We start from the raw sequence: 20,937 nt of genomic DNA on the forward strand, positions 1-20,937 counted from the left end.
TTTGAGATAAAAAAGTAGCGGCTTTTCATGACGTAAGTGCGTGTGGTTCACTTAGCCGATGCCTCGACGTACCGCCGCGACCCTCGCCACCAGTGGCGAGGTGCTGCGCCTCATCCGCACGGGTGAGGCCGTGACGCGGGCCGACCTCGGCCGGGTGACCGGCCTGTCGCGTCCCGCCGTGCAGCTGCGCGTGGGCGAGCTGCTGGAGCGCGGCCTGGTCGTGGAGCGCACCGACGCCCCCTCCACCGGGGGCCGCCCGCCCGTCCGGCTGGAGTTCAACGCCGGGGGCGGCGTCGTGCTCGTGGCCGCGCTCGGCGCGAGCCGCACCCGCGTCGCCGTCTGCGACCTCGCCGGGAGCGAGCTCGCCGGGCGCGACTTCGCCATCGACGTCGAGCAGGGCCCCGACGTCGTGCTGCCGCTCCTCATGGACACCTGGGACGAACTGCTCGGCGACCGGCCCCGCTCCATGATCAGGGGCGTCGGCATGGGCGTGCCCGCCACCGTCGAGTTCGCCCAGGGCCGCACCGAGAGCGCCCGCGTCATGGCCTCGTGGACCGGCGTGCTGATCCCGCCGATCATCCGCGAGCGCTTCCCCGTGCCCGTCCTCGTCGACAACGACGTCAACGTGCTCGCCATCGGCGAGCACCGCGGCGCCTACCCCGACCTCGACGACCTGATGTTCGTCAAGGTCTCCACGCGCATCGGCGCGGGCATCATCGCGGGCGGGGAGATCCTGCGCGGCGCGCTCGGCGCCGCCGGCGAGATCGGCCACATCCCGGTGCTCGACGGCGCCGGCGTGCTGTGCCGCTGCGGCAACACCGACTGCGTCGACTCCGTGGCCAGCGGCACCGCGCTGCTGCGCGACCTGCGCGAGGCGGGCAAGGACGTCAAGACCATCGCCGACGTCACCGCCCTGGTCCGGGCCGGCGACGCCGAGACCATGGCCATGGTGCGCACGGCCGGGCGCAGGATCGGCGAGGTGCTCGCCGGGGCCGTCAACATCCTCAACCCCTCGGTCGTCGTGCTCGGCGGCGACGTCGCCGAGGCGTTCGGGCCGCTCGTGTCGAGCATCCGCGAGGTCGTCTACCGCCGCTCCACCGCCCTGGCCACCCGGCGGCTGCGCATCGAGCCGAGCAGGCTGGGCTCGGGCGCGGGCATCGGCGGCTGCGCCGTCATGGTCCTCGACCACGTCCTGTCGCCTGAGGCGGTCGACGAGAGCATGACGCTCTCCGCCGTACGCCGCTGAAGTCCTACCGGAAGCGGCTGCGACGGCCGGCGGCGGCACCCCGCGGCCGCCCAGCCCGGGTATCAACGCCCTCCCCCGCGAGGGGGAACGGTCGCCGCTAGACGTCCCAGCGGGGGTCGTCGCTCTCGCGTACGACGCCGTCGGCGCCGAAGATCAGGTAGCGGTCGAGGTCGTCGGCGAACCAGCGGTCGTGGGTCACCGCCAGCACCGTACCCTCGTAGGCGGCCAGCCCCCGCTGCAGCGCCTCCGCGCTCGCCAGGTCCAGGTTGTCGGTCGGCTCGTCGAGCAGCAGCAGGGTGGCGCCCGACAGCTCCAGCAGCAGGATCTGCAGCCGGGCCTGCTGGCCCCCCGACAGCGTCTCGAACGGCCGCCCGCCCGCCGGGGCCAGCTCGTAGCGGGCCAGCGCGGCCATCGCCTCGTTGCGGGTCAGCGCGTGCCGCTCCATCACCGTCTCGGCGATCGGCCGCCCCGTCAGGTCGGGCCGCAGGTGGGTCTGGGTGAAATGCCCGGGACGCACCCGCGCCCCCAGGGCGGCCGAGCCGGTGTGCGGGATCGGCTCGCCCGCCAGCAGCCGCAGGAAGTGCGACTTGCCGGTGCCGTTGAGCCCGAGCACGCCCACGCGCTCGCCGTAGAGCACCTGAGCGGAGAAGGGTCGCAGCAACCCGGTGAGCTCCAGTTCCTCGCACGTCACGGCGCGCTTGCCGGTCCGTCCGCCCCGCAGGCGCACCCGGACGTTCTGCTCCTTCGGGGCGCGCGGCGGCGGGCCCGCCCGCTCGAAGCGCTCCAGCCGCGTCAGCGCCGACCGGTACGCCCCCGCCAGCGCGTCGTTGCCGGCCGAGCCCCTGCGCAGCGTGTCGGCCAGGCGGCGCAGCCTGGCGTGCTCCTCGTCCCAGCGCCGCCGCCGCTCCTCCAGCCGCTCCTTCCTGCGCGCGCGGGCCTCGGCGTACCCGGCGAAGCCGCCGCCGTGCACCCACACCCCGCGGTCCTCGACGGTGATCACCCGGTCGGCCGCCTCCGCCAGCAGCCGCCGGTCGTGCGAGACGAGCAGCACGGTCTTGGCCGACGCCCTGATCGCCCGCTCCAGCCACTGCTTGGCCGGGACGTCGAGGTAGTTGTCCGGCTCGTCCAGCAGCAGGATCGGGTCGGGGCCGCGCAGCAGCGCCTCCAGCATGAGCCGCTTCTGCTCGCCGCCCGACAGGGTGGCGAGGCTGCGCCCGCGGACCTCCTCGTACGGCAGGCCGAGCGCCTGCGTCGCGCACGCGTCCCAGGCGACCTCCAGCTCGTAGCCGCCCGCGTCGGCGTAGTCGGCGATGGCCTGCGCGTAGGCGAGCTGGCGCGGCTCGTCGTCGCGCGACCGCAGCGCCGCCTCCGCCGACCCCAGCGCCCGCGCGGCGGCCCGCACCTGCGGGGGCGCGACCTCCAGCAGCAGGTCGCGGACGGTCCCCACGCCGAGGAACTGCCGCATCACCCCGACGCCGCCCCCGGCGGACACCCGGCCCTCGGCGGGGGCGAGCTCGCCCGCGATCAGCCGCAGCAGCGTCGTCTTGCCCGCGCCGTTCGGCCCGACGAGCGCCGCCTTCGCGCCCGGCCCGACCTTGAACGACGCCTCCCGCAGCAGCGGACGCCCGTCGGGCAGCAGGTACGTCAGTCCGCTCACCTCGATGTGCCCCACTCGATCCCCGTTCGATTAACTAGACCAACGATCCGGTTCCAGTACAGCGTATTATCCGGTCGTGGACAACGTGTGGCTGCGCCCCCCGCGCGAACCCCGGCAGACCCTCAGCCTCGGCAGGATCGTGGCCGAGGCCGTCGCCCTGCTGGACGAGGAGGGCGTCGCGCGGCTCACCATGCGCCGGCTCGCCGAGCGGCTCGGCACCGGCTCCACCACGCTCTACTGGCACGTCAAGACCAAGGACGACGTCCTCGACCTCGCGCTCGACGCCGTCTTCGGCGAGGTGCCGCTGCCCGACGCGGGCGGCGACTGGCGGGAGCGGGTCCGCGAGGTGATCGGCGGCTGGCGGGCGGCGCTGCTGCGCCACCCCTGGTCGGCCACCATCCTCGACCGGCCGCTCATGGGCCCCCACGCGCTGGACCACACCGAGGCCCTCTACGCCGCGCTAGCCGCCGCCGGGCTGGAGGGGCCCCGGCTCAAGGCCGCCGCCTACAGCCTGGCCAACTTCGTCATGGGGTCGGTCATCATGCAGGTCACCGCGGAGGGACACGGCGACGCCGCGGCGTTCCTGCGGGAGCGCGCCGCGCGCTACCCGCTGCTGGCCCGCCACGGCCTCGACTGCGACTGGGACGCCGCCTTCGCCGACGGCCTGGGCTTCCTGCTCACCGGCATGCGCGACGGCGGCGGCACGGGCGCGCCCACCTGAGCGGCGCCCGCACCCGCGCGATCTCGGGCCGGTCAGGACGACGCGAAGGTGCCCTCGCGGCGGATCGTCTGCCACGGCAGCCGCACGCCGAGCAGGGCCGTGGCCAGCGACTGGATGACCACCAGGTACATGAGCTGCCGGTAGACGAACTGCTGCAGCGGCAGCACCCACAGCACGCGCGCCCGCTCCCCGTCCAGCCGCAGCGCGTACGCGCCGGTCAGGGCCTGCACCACGACGAACCCGGCCCACACCGCGACCACCGGCAGCGGGTCGCCGACGAGCACGCCGTAGAGCGCCATGACGTCCACCACCGGGGCGAGCAGCGGCAGCAGCACCTGGAACAGCACCAGGTAGCCGAGCCCGCGGCGGCCGAACGTCCCCGGCTCGGTGACCGCCCCGCGGTGCTTCCACATCGCCTGCAGCGTGCCGTAGCACCAGCGGTAGCGCTGGCGCCACAGCTGACGCAGCGAGGTGGGGGCCTCGGTCCAGGCGAGGGCCTTCTCCTCGTAGACGACCCGCCAGCCGTCGCGGCAGATCGCCATCGTCAGGTCGGTGTCCTCGGCCAGCGTGTCGACGCTCAGCCCGCCGACCGCGCGCAGCGCCGACCTGCGGAACGCGCCGATCGCGCCCGGCACCGTCGGCATGCAGCCGAGCAGGTCGAAGGCGCGCCTGTCGAGGTTGAAGCCGATGACGTACTCGATGTGCTGCCAGCGGCCCAGCATGCCGCGCCGGTTGCCGACCTTGGTGTTGCCGCTGACCGCGCCCACCTTCGGGTCGCTGAGCGGCGCCACCAGGTGGCCGATCGTGGCCGGTTCGAACACGGTGTCGCCGTCGACCATGACGACGATCTCGTGGCCGGAGTTCGCGATGCCGGTGTTGAGCGCCGCGGGCTTGCCGCCGTTGGCCTGCCTGATCACCCTCACGCCGGGCAGGCCGAGCGCCGCCGCCCTGGCCGCCGTGGCGTCGGTGGACCCGTCGTCCACGACGATCACCTCGACCTCGCCCTGGTACGTGGTGTTCACCAGCGACCGGACGGTCGCCTCGATGCCCGCCTCCTCGTTGTAGGCGGGGACGATCACGGTGACGGGCGGCGGCTGCGGCCAGGCGGGCGGCCGGCTCGCCCGCCTCCTGCCTCCACGTACGCGCTGGACGTGCGCCCAGGCCAGCACGAGGAAGAACAGCAGCCTGGCCAGCGTGAGCACGCCCGCGACCGCCAGGATCCAGGCCAGGACGTCCGCGAACGCCGAGGAGGCCCGCTGCGCCAGGCTCAGCGCCTGCCCCACGAGCCGGTCGCCGCCGGACGCCGGCACGTACGCGCTGTCCAGCCCCAGCCCGTCGGTGAGCGTGGTCGCGCGGTACCCGTCGCGTTCCAGCTTGGTGAGCAGCCGGTCCACCGCCTCGACGGTCTGGGCCCGGTCGCCGCCCGCGTCGTGCATCATCACCACGGCCCCGCGTCCCCTGGCCGGCGTGCCCGCCTTGACCACGGCGGGCACCCCTGGGCGGCTCCAGTCCTTGGTGTCGAGGTCGGTGAGGGCCACCAGGTAGCCGTCGGCCCCGAGCTCGCGCATGGCCTGCCACTGGGCGCCGGACACGCTCGCCGGCGTGGAGGAGTACGGCAGGCGCACCAGCCGCGTGTGCACGCCGGTGGCGCCCGCGATGGCCTTCTGGGTGAGCGAGACCTCCAGCCTCAGCCGCCAGGCGGGCACGCTCGCCAGGTCGGCGTGGGCGTAGGTGTGGTTGCCCAGTTCGTGGCCCTCGTCCAGGATCCTCCTGGCCAGGGCGGGGTTCTCGGAGACGCGGGCGCCGACGGCGAAGAACGTGGCCCTGGCGCGGTGCCGCTTGAGCACGTCGAGCAGGCGCGGCGTCCAGACCGGGTCGGGGCCGTCGTCGAAGGTGAGGGCGACGGTCCTGGCGGGCAGGCGCAGGCTGCGCGGGCCCTGGCCGGTGGCGTTGACGAGGGGGCCGCCGCGCCGCACCCGCTCGGCCTCGGGGGAGGAGCCCGCGTCGGCGGCGGGCGCCACGGCGGTCTCTCCCACCTCGTTGGTGGCGTAACCGTGCAGCACCAGCGCGCCGGTCATGAGCAGCAGGGCGACGGCCACGAGGAACCAGTGGCCGCGCGGGTCGGCCTTCCTCGACCGCCCGCCGGCGCCGGAGGCGCGGGACGGCGCACCGGTGCGCCGGGAAGGGCGCTCGGGCGCGGCGGCGGCGCCGGCGTCGTGGGACGGCGCAGAGGGGTGGCCGGGCGCGACGGCGGGCCCTGAGGCGTGGGGTGGTGGGGAGGGGTGGCCGGGCGCGACGGTGGGCCCCGAGGCGTGGGGTGGTGGGGAGGGGTGGCCGGGCGCGACGGCGGGCCCCGAGGCGGGGGACGGCCGGGAGGCGGGCTCGGGCGCGGCCGGGGGGTCCGGCGGGGTCGGCTCGGCGGGCCAGACCCGGGTGTCGGCGTGGCTCATCGCTTCGGGCCCTGGGTCCTGACGTCCTTCCCCGGCGGCTCCTTGGCCTGGCCGGGCGGGGTGCGGTCGGCGGTGGGCGACGTCACAGGGTCGCCGGAGGTGGGGCCGGTGCTCGCCGGCGCGGTCGGTTCCGCCGTGCGCCGGGTCGAGGAGGGGGAGGACGTGGGCGTGGAGCCCACGACCTGCCGGTCCGACGGGTCGGACGATCGGGTGGGGGTGCGGGTGGGCGAGGCGGTGGTGGTCCTGGTGGGCCGCGCCGGCTGGGACGTGCCGGGGCCGGTGGGCGTGCCGGACGGCCTCGACGACGTCCGGGTCGGGACGGCGGGCCTGGTGGCCTCGGGGCCGCCGGTGCCGGACGGCCAGCGCACGGCGTCGAGCGTGGTGGAGGTGAACGCGCCGCCGACCAGGAGCGCCGCCCCCGCCAGCATGAGTGTGCCCAGGAGCACCCCCGCGATCATCAGGACCCGCCTGCGCCGGCCGCTCTGGTCGACGAACACGGCGGTGCCCGGCGCTCGATGGGTTCTGCTCACGTCCTCAGATCGTAGTGACGTGGGTGGGCTGTTCTTGCAGATGTAAACAGATGAGCGGAAAGTAACAGCAAATCGTGATCCTCCGCCCGGGAAGCGGGGCTGGACGGAGTGGCGGGCTGGGTGGAGTGCCGGACTGGGCGGAGTGGCGGGCTGGGGGTAGTGGCGGGCTGCCGATTCCTGCGGAGGTGAGCGGGTGGCCGGCGACGGTGAGGTCAGCAGCCGCAGACCAGGGTGCGCAGGGCCGTCTCCAGGCAGGCGTGGGAGTGGGCGGGCGACGGCCAGGCGAAGCGCACCAGCCCGCCGTCCACCCGTACGGTGACGCCGAGCCGGTCCAGCTCCCACAGCCACACCTCGCGCGCCTCCTCGCCGAGCTGCCTCGACACCCCGGCGGCGAGCTGCTCCCTGTGGGCCTCGTTGACGTGCGCGAGCACCCGTTCCGCGGTCTCGGCCAGCGGGTCGGGGGCGGCGTCCAGGTACTCGTCGGCGTCGAGCACGCCCGACTCCTGCCCGGTCAGGTAGACCACCTGGCCGACGTCGACGCGCAGCAGCCGGGGCGCGTCCGGGTGGCCGTGGCGCTCCAGCGCCTCGAACAGCGCCTCGTCGGCGTCGTACGCGGCCACGGCGACGGCCGCGTCCCGGGCCTCGGGCTCCGGCACGGGTTCCGCCCAGCCCTGCACCTCGATGATCCCGCGCGGGTGGTCTTCGGCCCCCAGCCTGCGTGTGACGGTCAGGTGCGCCGACACGACGGCGTCACCGCGCAGGCCGTGCAGCTCCTCGCCGGGGTGGACGAGGAGCACGGGACGGCCGTGCCCGTCCACGCCGCCCCGGGCGGGGCAGGGGGCGCCGTCCAGGAAGAGCCGGGCGACGGGCGCGGTCGCGGCGAGGGTGCGGATCCGCTCGGGGAGCGGGAGCATGACGTTCTCCTAGAGTAGGTTAGGCTTACCTAAGTAAGGATTACCTAACCACATTGAGGTGAACGTGCGCTACACCGGCCCCAAGGTCCGCCTGTCGCGTCGCGCGGGCGTCCCGCTGACCAGGAAGGCCGTCCGCCACTTCGAGCGGCGCCCCTACCCGCCCGGCGAGCACGGCCGCACGACGCGCCGCCGCGACACCGGCGACTACGGCCTGCGGCTGCTGGAGAAGCAGAAGCTGCGCTGGTACTACGACGTCTCGGAGCGGCAGCTACGCCGGTACTGGGCCCTGGCGCTGCGCAGGCCGGGCGCCTCGGGCGCCGAGCTGGTCGGGCTGCTGGAGACCCGCCTGGCGTCGCTCGTCGTCCGCGCCGGCCTCGCCCCGTCGATCTACGCCGCCCGCCAGTACGTCGCCCACGGGCACATCGCCGTGGACGGCCGCAAGGTGGACATCCCCAGCTACCTGGTCAAGCCCGGCCAGGTCGTGTCGGTGCGGGAGCGTTCGCGGCGGCTCGCGCCCTTCGTGGCCGCGGCGGAGGGCGTGCACGCCGACGAGCGCACCGCCCCCTACCTGGAGGTGGACCACGCGGGCCTGCGTTTCACGCTCATCCGCAGGCCGGAGCGCGCCGAGATCGCGGTGCCGGTGGACGAGCAGCTCGTCGTGGAGTTCTACTCCCGCTAGCCCGCCGCGGCCCGCTCCTGGCGGCGCTTCTGGCCCGACGGCCGGCCGCGTTTCTGGCCGGGCTTCTGCGCGGGCTTCTGTGCGGGCTTCTGCGCGGGCTTCTGCGCGGGACTGCGACCCGGCTCCTGCGCGGGCTGCTCGGCGCCCTGCCAGGCGGGCGGCTCCTGCCCGCGCAGGGCCGCCACCTCGCGGCGCAGCTCGGTCAGCTCCTCCAGGATGCGCCGGGTGTGGGCGGAGGAGTCCTCCTGCAGCGCGGCCCGCTCCTCCGCCGACTCCTCGTCCATGGCGCTCACCACGACCGCCATGAAGAGGTTCAGCACGACGAACGTGCACACCAGGATGAAGATGGTGAAGAAGATCCAGGCGGTCGGGTGCTCGGTCATCACGTCCCGCGCGATGTTGCCCCAGTCGTCGCCCGTCATCGTCTGGTAGAGGGTGAACAGCGACGTCGGCAGCGTGCCGAAGCGCTCCGGCGCGGCCTGCCCGTACAGCTTGGTGGCCATGACGGCGGCCACGTACAGGACGAGGCCGAGCAGCACCACGATCGAGCTCATGCCCGGCATGGCGCGCAGCAGCGCCGAGACCACCCGGCGCAGGCTCGGCACCACCGACAGCAGGCGCAGCGCCCGCAGGATGCGCAGCGACCGCAGCACCGACAGCCCGCCGGTGGCGGGCGCGAGCGCGATGCCGACGATGAGCGTGTCGAAGAGGTTCCAGGGGTCGCGCAGGAAGGCCCGGCGCTCGACGTACACCTTGGCCAGCAGTTCGGCCACGAAGACGTAGAGCGCCGCGTGGTCCACCGCGGCCAGCAGGTGGCCGTGGCTCGCCGCGAGCGACGGGACGGTCTCCAGGCCGAGCGTGGCCGCGTTGACGAGGATCACGGCGACGATGAAGCGCTGGAAACGCCGGTCGTCGAGGACGGCGCGCATGCGTTCACGCACGGGTTCGGCTCCTGGGAGGGATCGGTCTGGCTGCCCTCCCATGATGGCGCATGAAGATCACTGCCGAGTGATCAACGTGGTCCCGTGGTATAAAAACCACCTGAAACCGGACGAGGAGACCGAGGGGCATGTCGTATCCGAACTACGGGCCGTCGTACTACGGCCCGCCGCCGCAGAGTCATCCCAACGGCACCACCATCCTGGTCCTCGGCATCCTCAGCCTCGTGGTGTGCAGCTTCCTCGGCCCGTTCGCCTGGGTCATGGGCAACAGGGCGCTGCGTGAGATCGACGAGAGCGGCTACCTCTACGAGAACCGCGGCTCGGTGCAGGCCGGCCGCATCTGCGGGATCATCAGCACGGTCCTGCTAGCCCTCACCCTCGTGCTCGTGGTGCTCGTCCTCGTCGCCGCGCTCCTCACCAGCACCACCCGCTAGCGCCCGCGCCGGCCGCGTGCCGTAACCGGCCAGGCCCGACTCCAGCAGGTCGAAAGCGCGCTCGGCCGCGGCCCTGACGCCGGGCGCGATGTCGTCCCACGGTTCGCCCGCGAGCCTCCTGCGCACCGCCCGCTCCGAGACCACCCTCGTCGTGTCGAGGATCACGGCGGCCACGACGTGCGGGGTGAGGTCGTCGGGGCTCGCGTCGAGCTCGTCGGCCAGCGCCTTCGCCAGCTCCAGCTCCCGCCGGTCGTGCAGTTCGCGCATGCGCGCCGTCAGCGCCTGGCTCGCGCCCACCATCCGCGCGAAGACGTCGTTGCCCTCGTTGAAGCCGTAGCGCCAGTCGCGCGTGTCGAGCGCGTCGAGGAAGTCGCGGCGGAACGCGCCCACCACGCTCTCGCCGGGCCGGCGCCCCCGTACGACCTGCGCCGGCAGGTCCACGGCGACGTCCTGCCGGTCGGCGAAGAGGTCTTCCTTGGTGCCGAAGTAGTTGAACACCGTGTTCACGGACACGTCGGCGGCCCGTGCCACGTCGGCGACCGTGACGTCGTCGAACCCGCGCGCCATGAACAGGCCCATCGCGATGTCCGCGATGCGCTGCCTGGTCTCGCGTTTCTTGCGCTCCCGCAGCCCCTCCGCCATGCCCTCGATGATACCTGTGTTGCTGTCGCCCCAAACTTGTAGTTACTCTAATTTTGGAGGCGATGAAATTTGATCGAGACGCTGGGTCTGTCCAAGACCTTCAGGAACGGCGCGCACGCCGTGCGCGGCGTGGACATCCACGTCGGCCAGGGGGAGATCGTGGGGTTCCTCGGGCCGAACGGCGCCGGCAAGACCACCACCATGCGCATGCTGACCACGCTGCTCAGGCCGACGTCCGGCACGGCCGTGGTCGCCGGGCGCGACCTGCTGCGCGAGCCGGCCGAGGTGCGGCGGCGCATCGGGTACGTCTCGCAGGGCGGCGCCGTCAACCCCTTCACGCCGCTCGGCGAGGAGCTCGAACTCCAGGCGATGCTCCACGGCCTGACCCGCGACCGGGCCCGCGCCCGGGTACGCGAGGTCCTCGCCGGGCTCGACCTCGCCGGGACGCGGGACGCCATCGGCGCCACGCTGTCGGGCGGCCGGCGCCGCCGCTTCGACATCGCGTTCGCGCTGCTGCACGAGCCCGCCCTGCTCTTCCTCGACGAGCCCACCACCGGGCTCGACCCGCAGAGCCGCGCGAACCTGTGGGACCACGTCCGCAGGCTGCGCGCCGAGCACGACGTCACCGTCTTCCTCACCACCCACTACCTGGACGAGGCCGACGCCCTCTGCGACAGGGTCCTGATCATCGACCACGGCCTGATCGTCGCCGAGGGCGCCCCCGCCGAGCTGAAGACCGGCGGGCGCACCCTCGACGACGTGTTCCTGGACATCACCGGCAGGTCGCTGCGGGAGGAGGCCGGTCATGGCGCGTGAGACCTGGCTGCTGTTCCGCCACCACCTGCGGGTGACCCTGCGGCAGAAGGCCGGCGTCGCCTTCGGCATGATCCAGCCGCTGCTCTTCCTCGTGCTGTTCGGGCCGATCTTCGCCACCATCGGCACCTGGGAGACGCTGGTCCCCGGCCTGATGGTCCAGCTCGCGCTGATGAGCACGGGCCTCGCCGGGTTCGGCGTGGTCTTCGAGCGGAGCTCGGGCGTGCTGGAGCGGATGCGCGTCACCCCGGCCTCCCGCCTGGCGCTGCTGCTCGGCCGCGTGCTCGGCAACGCCGTCACGATGACCGTCCAGGCGCTGCTGCTGGTCGCCGTCGGCTACGCCTTCGGGCTGCGCGCGCCCGCCGCCGGCCTGCTGGCCGGGCTGGCGCTCGTCGTCGTGCTCGGCGTGAGCCTGGCCGCGCTGTCGTACGCCGTCGCCCTCACCATCGACGAGAACCTGTTCGCGCCCGTCATGTCCACGGCGGTCGTGCCGCTGGTCCTGCTGTCGGGCGCGTTCCTGCCCATGTCGATGGCGCCCGGCTGGCTCGACGCGCTCTCGCGCGTCAGCCCGTTCAGGTACACGCTGGAGGCGCTGCGCGACCTGTTCGCCGGGCACTACGCCACCGGCGCGGTGGCCGCCGGGGCCGCCGTGACGGCCGCCTTCGCCGTGGCCGGCCTGGCCGTCGGCACCAAGGTGTTCAACCGCGAGAACGCCTGAGCCGCGCGGGGGGCGGGCGTGGCGGCCCGCCCCGTGGGGGCCTTCCGCGCCGGATTCCCGCTCACGTCCTGCCGCGTCGGGCTTCCGCGCGCCCCGGCGTTTCACTACGGTGAACGACCATGACGCTCCAGGCGAAGCAGGCGGCGGCGGACGGGGAACGCGCTCACTGGCTGGCGGTGCGGCCGAGGCTCGTCCTCGCCAGCGCCTTCATGCTCTTCCTCGAACTGGCGCTCATCAGGTGGACCGGGTCGAACATCGTCCACCTGAGCTACTTCACCAACTTCGTCCTGCTCGGCTCGTTCCTGGGCATCGGGCTCGGCTTCCTGCGCGTCGGACGCACGCGCCGGCAGCCCTACTACTCGCCGATCGTCCTGTTCGTGCTGGTCATGGTGGTGCTGACGTTCCCGGTGACCGTCGACAGGGAGACCGAGGGCGTCCTGTACTGGACGAGCCTGTCCACGAGCGGGCCGCCCGCCTGGCTGATCCTGCCGGTGATCTTCGGCGCGGCGGCGCTCGTGCTCATGGGGCCCGCCGAGCTGGTCGGCCGCTGCTTCCCGGAGCTGCCGCGCTTGGAGGCCTACCGCTACGACCTCATCGGCAGCCTCACCGGCATCGCCGCGTTCACCGCGCTGTCGTTCCTCAGCGCCCCGCCGGTGTTCTGGGGGATCGTCGCCGCCGCCTGCTACGCGGTGCTGCTGACGCCCCGGCCCGCGTCGCTGTACCTCGGGCTGGTGATCGCGCCCGCGCTGGCCGTGGTCGCCCTGCTGCTGGGCGAGACGCTGACCGCGGGCGCGCTCTGGTCGCCGTACTACAAGGTCACCTACAAGCGGTTCGAGCAGCTCGGCGTGCCCGTCACCGACATCTCGGTCAACGGCATCCCGCACCAGCAGGCCGTGCCCGCCCACGTCCGCCTGCAGTGGGAGGGCCAGTACGGCCTGCCGTACGAGCGCACCACCAGGCCGCCGAAGGACGTCCTCATCGTCGGCGCGGGCAGCGGCACCGACGTGGCCATCGCCCTGTCCAAGGGCGCCGCGCACGTCGACGCCGTCGAGATCGACCCGAAACTGCGCGAGCTGGGCGCCTCGCTCCACCCCGACAGGCCCTACGCCGACCCGCGCGTCACCACCCACATCACCGACGGCCGCGCCTTCCTGGAGCGCACGGACAAGACCTACGACCTGATCCTGTTCGCGCTGCCCGACTCGCTCACGCTCGTGTCGGGCGCCAGCTCGCTGCGGCTGGAGAGCTACCTGTTCACCGAGGAGGCCATGCGGGCCGCCCGCGCGCACCTCAACCCCGGCGGCACGTTCTCGATGTACAACTACTACCGCGAGAGCTGGCTGGTGGACCGCCTGGCCGCCACCATGGAGCGGGCCTTTGGCCACCGGCCCTGCGTCGACGTCGTCAGCACCGCCGGGCAGCAGGCGGTCATCACCGCGGGGGTCACCGCCGAGGCGCAGCGCTGCGCCTCCGCCTGGCCGGGCGCCGCGCCCGGCACCCCCGAGCCCACCGGCGACGACCGGCCCTTCCTCTACCTGAAGGACCACACGATCCCGCCGATCTACGTCGTCACGCTCGGCCTGATCCTCGTCGTCAGCCTGCTCGCCGTGCGCGTCGTCGCCGGGCCGTACCGGCGGATGCGCCCGTACGCCGACCTGTTCCTGCTGGGCGTGGCGTTCCTGCTGCTGGAGACCAAGAGCGTCACCGGGTTCGCCCTGCTGTTCGGCACCACCTGGGTGGTCAACGCGGTCGTCTTCGCCGGCGTCCTCGTCGCGGTGCTCGCCGCCGTCGAGGTGACCCGCCGCTTCCGCGTCCCGCCGCTGCCCGTCATGTACGGCGTCCTGCTCGCCGGCCTGGCGCTCGCCTGGCTCGTGCCGAACACGTGGCTGCTGTCGCTGCCACTGCCGCTGCGTGCCGTCGCCGCCGTGACCGTGGCCTTCCTGCCGATCTTCGCGGCGAACGTGGTGTTCGCCAAGCGGTTCGCGGAGACGGCCGACGCCACGACGTCGTTCGGGGCGAACCTGCTCGGCGCCATGGTGGGCGGCTGCCTCGAGTACCTCGCCCTGGTGATCGGCTACAAGGGGCTGCTCGTCGTGGCCGCCGTGCTCTACGTCGGCGCGTTCCTGCTGCTGCCCCGCAGGGCCGTCGCCGCCTGAGCACCGGTCACGGCGTCCAGGCGGCGACCGCCCGGAGTCCGGGCGGTCACAGGCCTCACAGGCCGCACAGCTCCGACAGGGACTTGGCGGCGGCCCGCTGCGTGTTGCGCGTCGGCGTCTGCGTCGGCGTCGCGGCACGGGTCCTGGTCGGCGTGGCCGAGGGGCCGCCGGCGGTGGTGCCGGGGGAGGCCGTCACGCCGGCCGCCTGCGCCCTGCGGGCCGGGCGGCCGGAGTCCTCGATCGCCTTCTTCGTGTAGCGGCGGATCTTCATCCAGTCCGGACGGCCCGAGTAGAACTCCGGCGGCACGAACTGCAGGCTGGTGATCTTGGCGTCCTTGACCTTGACGGCCAGCTCCACCAGCGGCTGCACCAGGTGCTGCGGGATGTTCGTCTGGGCCATGCGCTTGGCCGCACCGGCGATCTTGGTGAAGTTCGTCAGGATCACGGCGGGGGTGGCCTGCTGGGCGAACGCGCCGATGACGCAGCGCTGGCGCGCCATCCGGGAGAAGTCGTCGCTGTCGACGCGGGAGCGGCCGTACCACAGGGCCTCCTCGCCCGACAGCTTGCGGTAGCCCGCCTTGATCGTGCCCGCGGTGCCGAAGTGGCCGCCCCACTTGACGTCCCGTTCCACCCGGATCTTCAGGCCGCCGATGGCGTCCACCAGGTCGGCGAAGCCGTACATGTTCATCAGGGCGTAGTAGTCGATCTTGAGGTCGAGCGTGTAGCCGATGGCGTCCATGAGCGCCCGCGCGCCCTTGTTCCTGCCGCCCATGAGCTGCGGGTTGTCGTTGGCGTACTGCCAGACCTCGTTGAGCAGGCCGCCGTTCGGCAGCTCCGCCATGAAGCCGTTCGGGAACTGCTTGCGCAGCGGCGAGGAGGGCGGGAAGTGCACGTGCTGGAGGTTGCGCGGCAGGCTGAACAGGACGGTGTCGCCGGTCCTGACGTCCACGCTGGCCACGTTCATGCTGTCGGTCCGCACGCCCGTGCGGTTGCCCGCCGCGTCGCCGCCGATGAGCAGGAAGTTCACCCGGGTCTTGCCGTTCCACGGGTCCTCGGGGTTCTTCACCGGCTCGTTCGGGGTGTCCGGGTCGGGGGCGGACGGGAAGATGGTGTGGATGGTGTCGCGCAGCGTGAGGACCGTGTTGGCGGCCACCGCGAACGGCGACATGACGGCCACGCACAGCACGCCGACGGCGACGCCCGACAGGATCTGGCCCATCTGGTTCAGCCGCCGGGGGTTGAGCACCACGTACGACAGCACCACGATCGCGAACCAGGCCAGCCCGAGCGCCGACAGGCCGACGATCGCCGCCACCATCATGTTGTCGGCCGCGAACGTGGGGGCCAGCTGCTGCACGCCGTTGACCAGCACGTACGCCAGCGCGGCGAGCAGCAGCACGGCGTACACGGCGAACAGGACGAGCCCCGTACGGCGGCGCCCGGCCCGCAGGTGTGCGGCGCCGGGCGCGATGACGGACAGCGCGGTCCAGCCGAGGATCCCGGCCGGGGAGAGCGGCTTGGCGAAGCGGGGCCCGGAGGAGCGGGGCCCGGAGGAGCGGGGCCCGGAGGAGCGGGGCCCGGAGGAGCGGGGCCCGGAGGAGCGGGGCCCCGAGGAGCGGGACGCGGAGGAGTCCGGCGCGGTGGGGCCGGAGGCGTCCGACGGCGAGGGGCCGGACGCCGGTCGCGGACGGCGGGGCGAGCGCCGTTTCTGCTCTCCAGGCACGGCGTCAACCCCGTCGCGCTTGCTCACACCGGCTCCTTCACACGCCTACCAGGCAAAACCGTGAGGTCTGCCCCCCGTTGGGCACAAGATTGGCAGGATTCTAGTCCCCATATATGGACATCAGAGACAACTCCCCAACTTGCGATGAACAGAACTTGTCAGGAGGTCGTCGAAGACGGCGCCAGCCAGGTGTTGCACTGGAAGGTCTTGTTCTTGTCCCAGCCCTGGCGGAACCACAGGTTGTTGTTCCTCGGCGTGCCGTGGTCGCGCGGATAGCCCGGGTAGTCGCCCACCTGCCCGTAGAACCAGAACAGCCGCGCCCGGTCCGACGTGCCCACCGGGTACGACCCCGCCACCGACCGCATCCACATGCCGCCGAAACAGGTGGCCTGCAGCTCCAGCTTCCGGCTCAGCGCCAGCTTGGCGTTGCTGCTCGACGTCGCCAGCGTGCCGTTCCACCAGGAGTCCATCAGGCCCGTGATGTTCTGGATGTGGTGACCGTACTCGTGGGCCATCATGCTGATGATGCCGCCGTGCCAGGAGATGATCTCGCCGTAGCCGCGGGCGTTGCCGTTGCCCCGGGCCATCGCCGAGGTGGAGGCGTAGATCGTGTTGTTGCGCGGGCAGTAGTACGGCACCATGCTGCCCGCCGACGGGTAGTCGCCGCACGCGCCGCGGCCCCGCCGCGAGGCGATCGCGTAGCTCGGCGGGCTGAACGCGATGCCCTGCTTGCGCAGGATCGGCCCCCACGCGCGGTCCATGCACTTGCCCGTCTTCAGGATCAGCGCCTTGAGCTGGCTGTGGTTGAAGATGTTCGCGCTGCCGGCCGGGCAGTTCAGCCTGGGCAGGCCGCCCGCGCGGTACATCGTGTTGTTCTTCAGGCTGGTGTTCAGCGTGACCTGGGCCGGCGGGTCCACCGTGGTGTCCTGCGTCGGCTTCTGGGTGGGGGTGTCCGTCTCCTCCTGGGTCGGCTGCTGCGTCGGCCGCCTCGTCGGCTTGCGGGTCGGGACCGGCTCCTGGCTGTGGCTGTCGTACGGCGAGTACGTGGGGACGGCGACCGGCGTCGTCGTGTCCTGGCCCGCCGAGCTCTTGAAGACCGCCGCGCCGATGACGATCAGCACGAAGAGCGCCGCGACGCCGCCGAAGACCGCGCCGAGCACGCCCGCCACCCGCCCGCCCGACCGGCGGCGCGGCGGCTGCGGCCACTGCGGCATGGGGGGAGGCGGCGGCGGGGGCGGTGGGGGCGCCTGCCGGTGCTGGCCGCCGTGGGGCTGCGGGTACTGCGCCCCCTGCTGGTACGCCCCGCCCTGGGGATGCGGCGGCTGCGGGTAGGCCGGCTGCGGCCGGCCCTGGGGGAGGGTGGGGTGAGGCGGATGGGGCCGGCCCTGATGGAGGGAGGGCTGGGGCGGGTACGGCTGGCCCTGGGGCTGCGGCGGGTACGGCTGTCCCGGCTGGGGAGGGTACGGCGGGTGTCCCTGCGGGGGAGCCTGCGGGCCCGGCTGCGCGGGGTGGTGGCCGCCCTGCGACGGCAGGCCAGGATGCGGCCCGCCCTGCGAAGGCCCGCCCGGATGGGGGCCGCCCGGCGAGGGCTGGGGCGGGTAGGGCTGGGGCGGGTAGGGCCCAGGCGAAGGCTGCGGCGGGTACGGCGCGCCCGGGGAGGGCTGGGCGGAGTAGGGGCCGCCTTGGGAGGGCGGAGTGGAGTAGGGGCCGCCTTGGGAGGGCGGAGTGGAGTAGGGGCCGCCCGGGGAGGGCTGGGCGGAGTAGGGGCCGCCCTGGGAGGGCGGAGCGGAGTAGGGGCCGCCCTGGGAGGGTTGCTGCGGATGGGGGACGGCGGCCTGGCCGGGGTGGGGCTGGTACCCGCCCTGGAGGCCCTGCGCCGCGTTCGGGTCGCCGTGGGGAGGCTGGTGCGGCTGCCCGTCCTGAGGGTCGTGCTGCCGGTCGCCGTAGCCGGGCGGCGGCCAGGGTAACGAGGGGGGCCTCTGCGGCTGTCCGGGTCCTTGCGGCGGCGGAGGATAATGCCCGTTCCCTGTCACCGTGTTGCCCCCTCTACCCCGTTGTCCGCGATGCCATGGTTTGCCAGGCGACTTGACGGACCTTTGCCAAATTCGGGGCAAAAGCATACTGACGTATCACCCGTCACGGATGTAGCAGTGCTCGGTCACAGTCCGAAATCATTCGAGGTGATCTCGGTTATGTCCCGGACCGCGCGGGGGCCCGTGTCCTAGCTTCTTTGGCATGAATCTCCAGCAGCTCCGCTACGTGGTCGCGACTGCGGAGCACCGCACCATGACCGACGCGGCCAGGTCGCTCTACATCGCGCAGCCCGCGCTGTCCCGCGCGATCCGCGATCTCGAACGCGAGCTCGGCATGACGCTGTTCGCCCGATCCGGCCGCGGCGTGGTCGTCACCGCGCAGGGCCGCCGGGTGGTCAAACTGGCGCGGGAGGCACTCGAGGCCGTCCACGAGATCGAGGGCCTCGCCACCCACGGCGCCGCCGCGGAGGCCGAACTGCGCATCGCCTCCACGCCCACCCTGGAACCCGGCCTCGCCGCGCGGCTGCTGCCCGCGTACACGGCCGAGCATCCCGGGGTGCGCGTGCACATCGTCCGCTGCGACGGCCGCGACGGCGTCGTCAGCGCCATCAGGGACCAGCGGGCCGATCTCGGGCTCACCGACCTGCCCGTCCCCCCTGACCTCGTCACCCATCCGCTCGAACGCCAGGAGATCGTCCTGATCTCCCCGCCCGGGCTCGACCTGCCCAGCCCCGTGCCCATGGCGCGGCTGCACGGCATGCGCCTGGCGCTGCCCCCGAGGGGCACCGCGCGGCGCAGGGAGCTCGACGCGATGTTGGGCAAGTACGGCGTCACGCCGGCGGTCGCGCTCGAGACCGACGAGCGCCACGGCTGGCTCCAGGCCGCACGCTCCGGGCAGGCGTCGCTGCTGTGGTACCGCGGCATGGCCGAGCAGGCCGTACGCGCGGGCCTCGTCGTCCGGTCGCTGGACCCCGCGGTGCGTCGCGTCATCGCCGTCGTCCACGCCCGCCGCCGGCTCACCGGCATCGCCCAGGACTTCCTGAGCGCCATCGAGAGGGGGAGGGCCGCCTGACCTGACCGACGTACGGAACGCTCCACACCCGAGCCCCGCCCGGGACACCCCGGGCCCGCCTCCTCGAAGAACGCACCCGAGGTCCGCGACCCCAGCGGACGCCCGGCAGGACCCCGTGATCCCCCCACAGGCGACCGGCACGGCCCCCCGCCCAATCGGGCGGGCAGCACGGCCCGCCGCCTCAGCGGGCGACCGGCAGGCGCACCACCGCGCGCAGGCCGGGCACGGCGTCCTCCAGACACACCGTCCCCCCGTGCGCGCGCACGGTCTCGCGCACGATGGCCAGGCCGAGGCCGGCCCCGCCCTCATCCCTGCTGCGGCCCGAGTCGAGCCTGGTGAACCGGTTGAACACCCGCTCGCGGTCCTGCTCCGGGATGCCGGGGCCGTCGTCCGTCACCGTGAGGACGCCGTCGGCGGTCAACGCCACCTCCACCTTCGACGACGTGTGACGCGCCGCGTTGTCCATCAGGTTCGTCAGGACCCGGCTGAGGTCCAGCGCGTCGCCCCGCACCACCACCGGCTCGCACGCGGTGAGCCGCGCCTCGGCGTACCTGTCGGTCACCTGGCGCACCACCTCGTCGAGCTGCACCGGCTCGCGCCTGGCCGGGACCCCTCCGCGCTCGTCCAGCCTGGCGAGCGCGAGCAGGTCCTCGGCCAGGCGCGACAGCCGCATGGTGTCCTCCAGGACGCCCTCCGCGGTCTCGCTCCAGTCCTGGCCCTCGGGATGGCCGAGGGCCACCTCCAGTTGCAGGCGGATGCTGGCCAGCGGGCTGCGCAGCTCGTGCGCGGCGTCGGAGACGAGCGCCCGCTGGCGCTGCTCGGCCTCCTCCAGCCTGGCCAGCATGCCGTTCAGCGTGGTGGCCAGCGCGTGCACCTCGTCGTGCGACTGCGGCACCGGCAGGCGGCGCGACCTGGCCGTGTGCGTGATCTCCGCCGCGCCCGTGCGCAGCGCGGTGATCGGCCGCAGCGTACGCCCGATCATGATCCAGCTCGCCACCGCGAGCAGCACGATGAGCACCGGCGTCCCGGTGAACAGCACCCGCCCGGCGACGGCCAGGCTCGTCTGGATCTCGCCGACCGGGCGGGCCGCCACCACCGTCTGGCCGCGGTCGGCCCGCAGCACCATCACCCGCAGCGGCCCGGGGATCGCGTACGGCCGCCCGTCGAGGAACGTCGCCCGGCCCTGCGCGAGCACCCGCTCCCTCGCCCGGGCGTCCAGCAGCGGCACCAGGCGGTCCGTGCCGTACGTGACGTGCGTGATGCGGCCGGAGGCGTCGATCACCTGCACGATCGTGCCGTCGTGGGTGCTGATCGGGCTGGTCAGCGTCCCGGCGTCGGCCTGCACGCGCACCGTCTGAGCCTGTTGCCTCGTGGTGTCGTCCACCGTGTCGATCAGGGCCCGGTCGAGGACGTTGAGCAGCACCGACGCCGACAGCGCGAGCGCCAGCGCGAGCACCGCCGCCGCGGCCACCGTCAGGCGGAAACGCAGCCCCTGCCGCCGCCACCACCCGAGTGGTGACTCAGCCACCGTCGCCCGCCAGCCGGTAGCCGGCGCCGCGCACGGTCTGCAGCGCGTTCCTCCCGAACGGCCCGTCGATCTTGCGGCGTAGGTAGCCGACGTACACCTCGACCACGTTCGGGTCGGTGTCGAAGGTGTCCCAGACGTGCTCCAGGATCTCCGACTTCGACACCACCTCGTCCCGCCGCCGCATCAGGAACTCCAGCAGCGCGAACTCCCTCGGCGTCAGCTCGACCTGCCGCCCGGCCCGCTCGACCCTGCGCCGCGCCGGGTCCAGCGACAGGTCGCCGGCCACCAGCACCGGCGGCCGCCGCCCGGCGTCGCGCCGCAGCAGCGCCCGCAACCTGGCCACCAGCACCACGTAGGAGAACGGCTTGGTCAGGTAGTCGTCGGCGCCCAGGTCGAGCCCGTCGGCCATGTCGTACTCGCCGTCCTTGGCCGACAGCATGAGGATCGGCACCCAGTTCTCCTCGGCGCGCAACTGCTTGCAGACGTTGTAGCCCGACAGCCTCGGCAGCATGATGTCGAGCACCACGACGTCGTAGTCGCCCTGCCTGGCGGCGTGCAGGCCCTGCTCGCCGTCGTGGGCGAGGTCCACGGCGAACCCCTCGGCCTGCAGCCCCCGCTGGAGCGCGGCCGCCATGCGCCGCTCGTCCTCGACGACAAGCACTCTCATGTGGCGATTCTCC

19 protein-coding genes are annotated in these 20,937 nt (G+C 73.3%); 9 read left to right on the top strand and 10 right to left on the bottom strand.

Going from position 1 to position 20,937, the window contains the following annotated elements; translation table 11 throughout:
• The first annotated feature begins 58 nt into the window (after positions 1–58).
• Positions 59–1,246: an ROK family transcriptional regulator gene (locus BMX74_RS24920; protein WP_055502746.1), complete on the top strand. Its 1,188-nt coding sequence runs from the start codon at positions 59–61 to the stop codon at positions 1,244–1,246.
• A 97-nt stretch (positions 1,247–1,343) separates the two neighbouring features.
• Here the strand turns inward: BMX74_RS24920 and BMX74_RS24925 are convergent, their stop codons facing one another.
• The gene (locus tag BMX74_RS24925) at positions 1,344–2,918 is read right to left on the bottom strand and encodes an ABC-F family ATP-binding cassette domain-containing protein (RefSeq protein ID WP_091103119.1); all 1,575 of its coding nucleotides are present in this window, start codon (positions 2,916–2,918) and stop codon (positions 1,344–1,346) included.
• Positions 2,919–2,979: 61 nt separating this feature from the next.
• Here BMX74_RS24925 and BMX74_RS24930 point away from each other — a divergent pair, with 61 nt between their 5' ends.
• Positions 2,980–3,624: a TetR/AcrR family transcriptional regulator gene (locus tag BMX74_RS24930; protein ID WP_055502744.1), complete on the top strand. Its 645-nt coding sequence runs from the start codon at positions 2,980–2,982 to the stop codon at positions 3,622–3,624.
• Positions 3,625–3,656: 32 nt separating this feature from the next.
• On the opposite strand, the gene BMX74_RS24935 is transcribed toward BMX74_RS24930, so the two are convergent.
• The 3 genes from BMX74_RS24935 to BMX74_RS24945 form a co-directional block, all read right to left on the bottom strand.
• Positions 3,657–6,074 (bottom strand): bifunctional polysaccharide deacetylase/glycosyltransferase family 2 protein, encoded by a 2,418-nt coding sequence (locus BMX74_RS24935; RefSeq protein ID WP_091103120.1) that lies wholly within the window; start codon positions 6,072–6,074, stop codon positions 3,657–3,659.
• Positions 6,071–6,604: a hypothetical protein gene (locus BMX74_RS24940; RefSeq protein WP_143078755.1), complete on the bottom strand. Its 534-nt coding sequence runs from the start codon at positions 6,602–6,604 to the stop codon at positions 6,071–6,073. The genes BMX74_RS24935 and BMX74_RS24940 overlap by 4 nt, the downstream gene beginning before the upstream one ends.
• A gap of 212 nt (positions 6,605–6,816) precedes the next feature.
• Positions 6,817–7,518 carry a DUF2470 domain-containing protein gene (locus BMX74_RS24945; protein ID WP_055502742.1) on the bottom strand — a complete coding sequence of 234 codons (702 nt, stop codon included), beginning with the start codon at positions 7,516–7,518 and terminating at the stop codon, positions 6,817–6,819.
• Positions 7,519–7,582: 64 nt separating this feature from the next.
• Between BMX74_RS24945 and rpsD the strand changes: the two genes are divergently transcribed.
• A complete protein-coding gene (rpsD, locus tag BMX74_RS24950; RefSeq protein ID WP_091103189.1) occupies positions 7,583–8,197 on the top strand; it encodes a 30S ribosomal protein S4 in 615 nt (204 codons plus the stop codon).
• Here rpsD and BMX74_RS24955 read toward each other — a convergent pair.
• A complete protein-coding gene (locus BMX74_RS24955) occupies positions 8,194–9,138 on the bottom strand; it encodes an ion transporter (RefSeq protein ID WP_091103123.1) in 945 nt (314 codons plus the stop codon). The genes rpsD and BMX74_RS24955 overlap by 4 nt on opposite strands.
• A 128-nt stretch (positions 9,139–9,266) precedes the next feature.
• Here BMX74_RS24955 and BMX74_RS24960 point away from each other — a divergent pair, with 128 nt between their 5' ends.
• Positions 9,267–9,572, top strand: a complete 306-nt coding sequence (locus BMX74_RS24960) for a DUF4190 domain-containing protein (protein ID WP_055502741.1) — start codon at positions 9,267–9,269, stop codon at positions 9,570–9,572.
• On the opposite strand, the gene BMX74_RS24965 is transcribed toward BMX74_RS24960, so the two are convergent.
• Entirely contained in the window at positions 9,504–10,214 is a 711-nt protein-coding gene (locus tag BMX74_RS24965) for a TetR/AcrR family transcriptional regulator (protein ID WP_055502740.1), read from the bottom strand. The genes BMX74_RS24960 and BMX74_RS24965 overlap by 69 nt on opposite strands.
• A gap of 69 nt (positions 10,215–10,283) precedes the next feature.
• On the opposite strand from BMX74_RS24965, the gene BMX74_RS24970 reads away from it, so the two are divergent.
• The 3 genes from BMX74_RS24970 (at position 10,284) to BMX74_RS24980 (ending at position 13,901) form a co-directional block, all read left to right on the top strand.
• Positions 10,284–11,030, top strand: a complete 747-nt coding sequence (locus tag BMX74_RS24970; RefSeq protein ID WP_091103125.1) for an ABC transporter ATP-binding protein — start codon at positions 10,284–10,286, stop codon at positions 11,028–11,030.
• A complete protein-coding gene (locus BMX74_RS24975; protein WP_055502738.1) occupies positions 11,020–11,745 on the top strand; it encodes an ABC transporter permease in 726 nt (241 codons plus the stop codon). Before BMX74_RS24970 ends, BMX74_RS24975 begins: the two co-directional genes overlap by 11 nt.
• A 119-nt stretch (positions 11,746–11,864) precedes the next feature.
• A complete protein-coding gene (locus tag BMX74_RS24980; protein WP_091103127.1) occupies positions 11,865–13,901 on the top strand; it encodes a spermine/spermidine synthase domain-containing protein in 2,037 nt (678 codons plus the stop codon).
• A gap of 55 nt (positions 13,902–13,956) precedes the next feature.
• Here the strand turns inward: BMX74_RS24980 and BMX74_RS24985 are convergent, their stop codons facing one another.
• The gene (locus tag BMX74_RS24985; RefSeq protein WP_256257254.1) at positions 13,957–15,651 is read right to left on the bottom strand and encodes an LCP family protein; all 1,695 of its coding nucleotides are present in this window, start codon (positions 15,649–15,651) and stop codon (positions 13,957–13,959) included.
• A gap of 131 nt (positions 15,652–15,782) precedes the next feature.
• On the bottom strand, positions 15,783–16,838 hold the full coding sequence (locus BMX74_RS45800) for a neutral zinc metallopeptidase (protein WP_055502736.1): 1,056 nt from the start codon (positions 16,836–16,838) through the stop codon (positions 15,783–15,785).
• Between the two features lie 606 nt (positions 16,839–17,444).
• On the opposite strand from BMX74_RS45800, the gene BMX74_RS45810 reads away from it, so the two are divergent.
• Positions 17,445–17,591: a hypothetical protein gene (locus BMX74_RS45810; protein WP_176573322.1), complete on the top strand. Its 147-nt coding sequence runs from the start codon at positions 17,445–17,447 to the stop codon at positions 17,589–17,591.
• Between the two features lie 268 nt (positions 17,592–17,859).
• Positions 17,860–18,729, top strand: a complete 870-nt coding sequence (locus tag BMX74_RS24995) for a LysR family transcriptional regulator (RefSeq protein ID WP_055502735.1) — start codon at positions 17,860–17,862, stop codon at positions 18,727–18,729.
• 181 nt (positions 18,730–18,910) lie between these two features.
• Here the strand turns inward: BMX74_RS24995 and BMX74_RS25000 are convergent, their stop codons facing one another.
• Together BMX74_RS25000 and BMX74_RS25005 are read right to left on the bottom strand one after the other, a co-directional pair.
• Positions 18,911–20,257, bottom strand: coding sequence for a sensor histidine kinase (locus BMX74_RS25000; protein ID WP_091103128.1), 1,347 nt, complete (start codon positions 20,255–20,257; stop codon positions 18,911–18,913).
• Positions 20,250–20,924, bottom strand: a complete 675-nt coding sequence (locus tag BMX74_RS25005; protein WP_055502733.1) for a response regulator transcription factor — start codon at positions 20,922–20,924, stop codon at positions 20,250–20,252. Before BMX74_RS25005 ends, BMX74_RS25000 begins: the two co-directional genes overlap by 8 nt.
• Between the last annotated feature and the right edge of the window lie 13 nt (positions 20,925–20,937).

Source organism: Nonomuraea pusilla (genome assembly GCF_900109355.1).
In the GTDB taxonomy this organism is placed as follows: Bacteria; Actinomycetota; Actinomycetes; order Streptosporangiales; family Streptosporangiaceae; genus Nonomuraea; species Nonomuraea pusilla.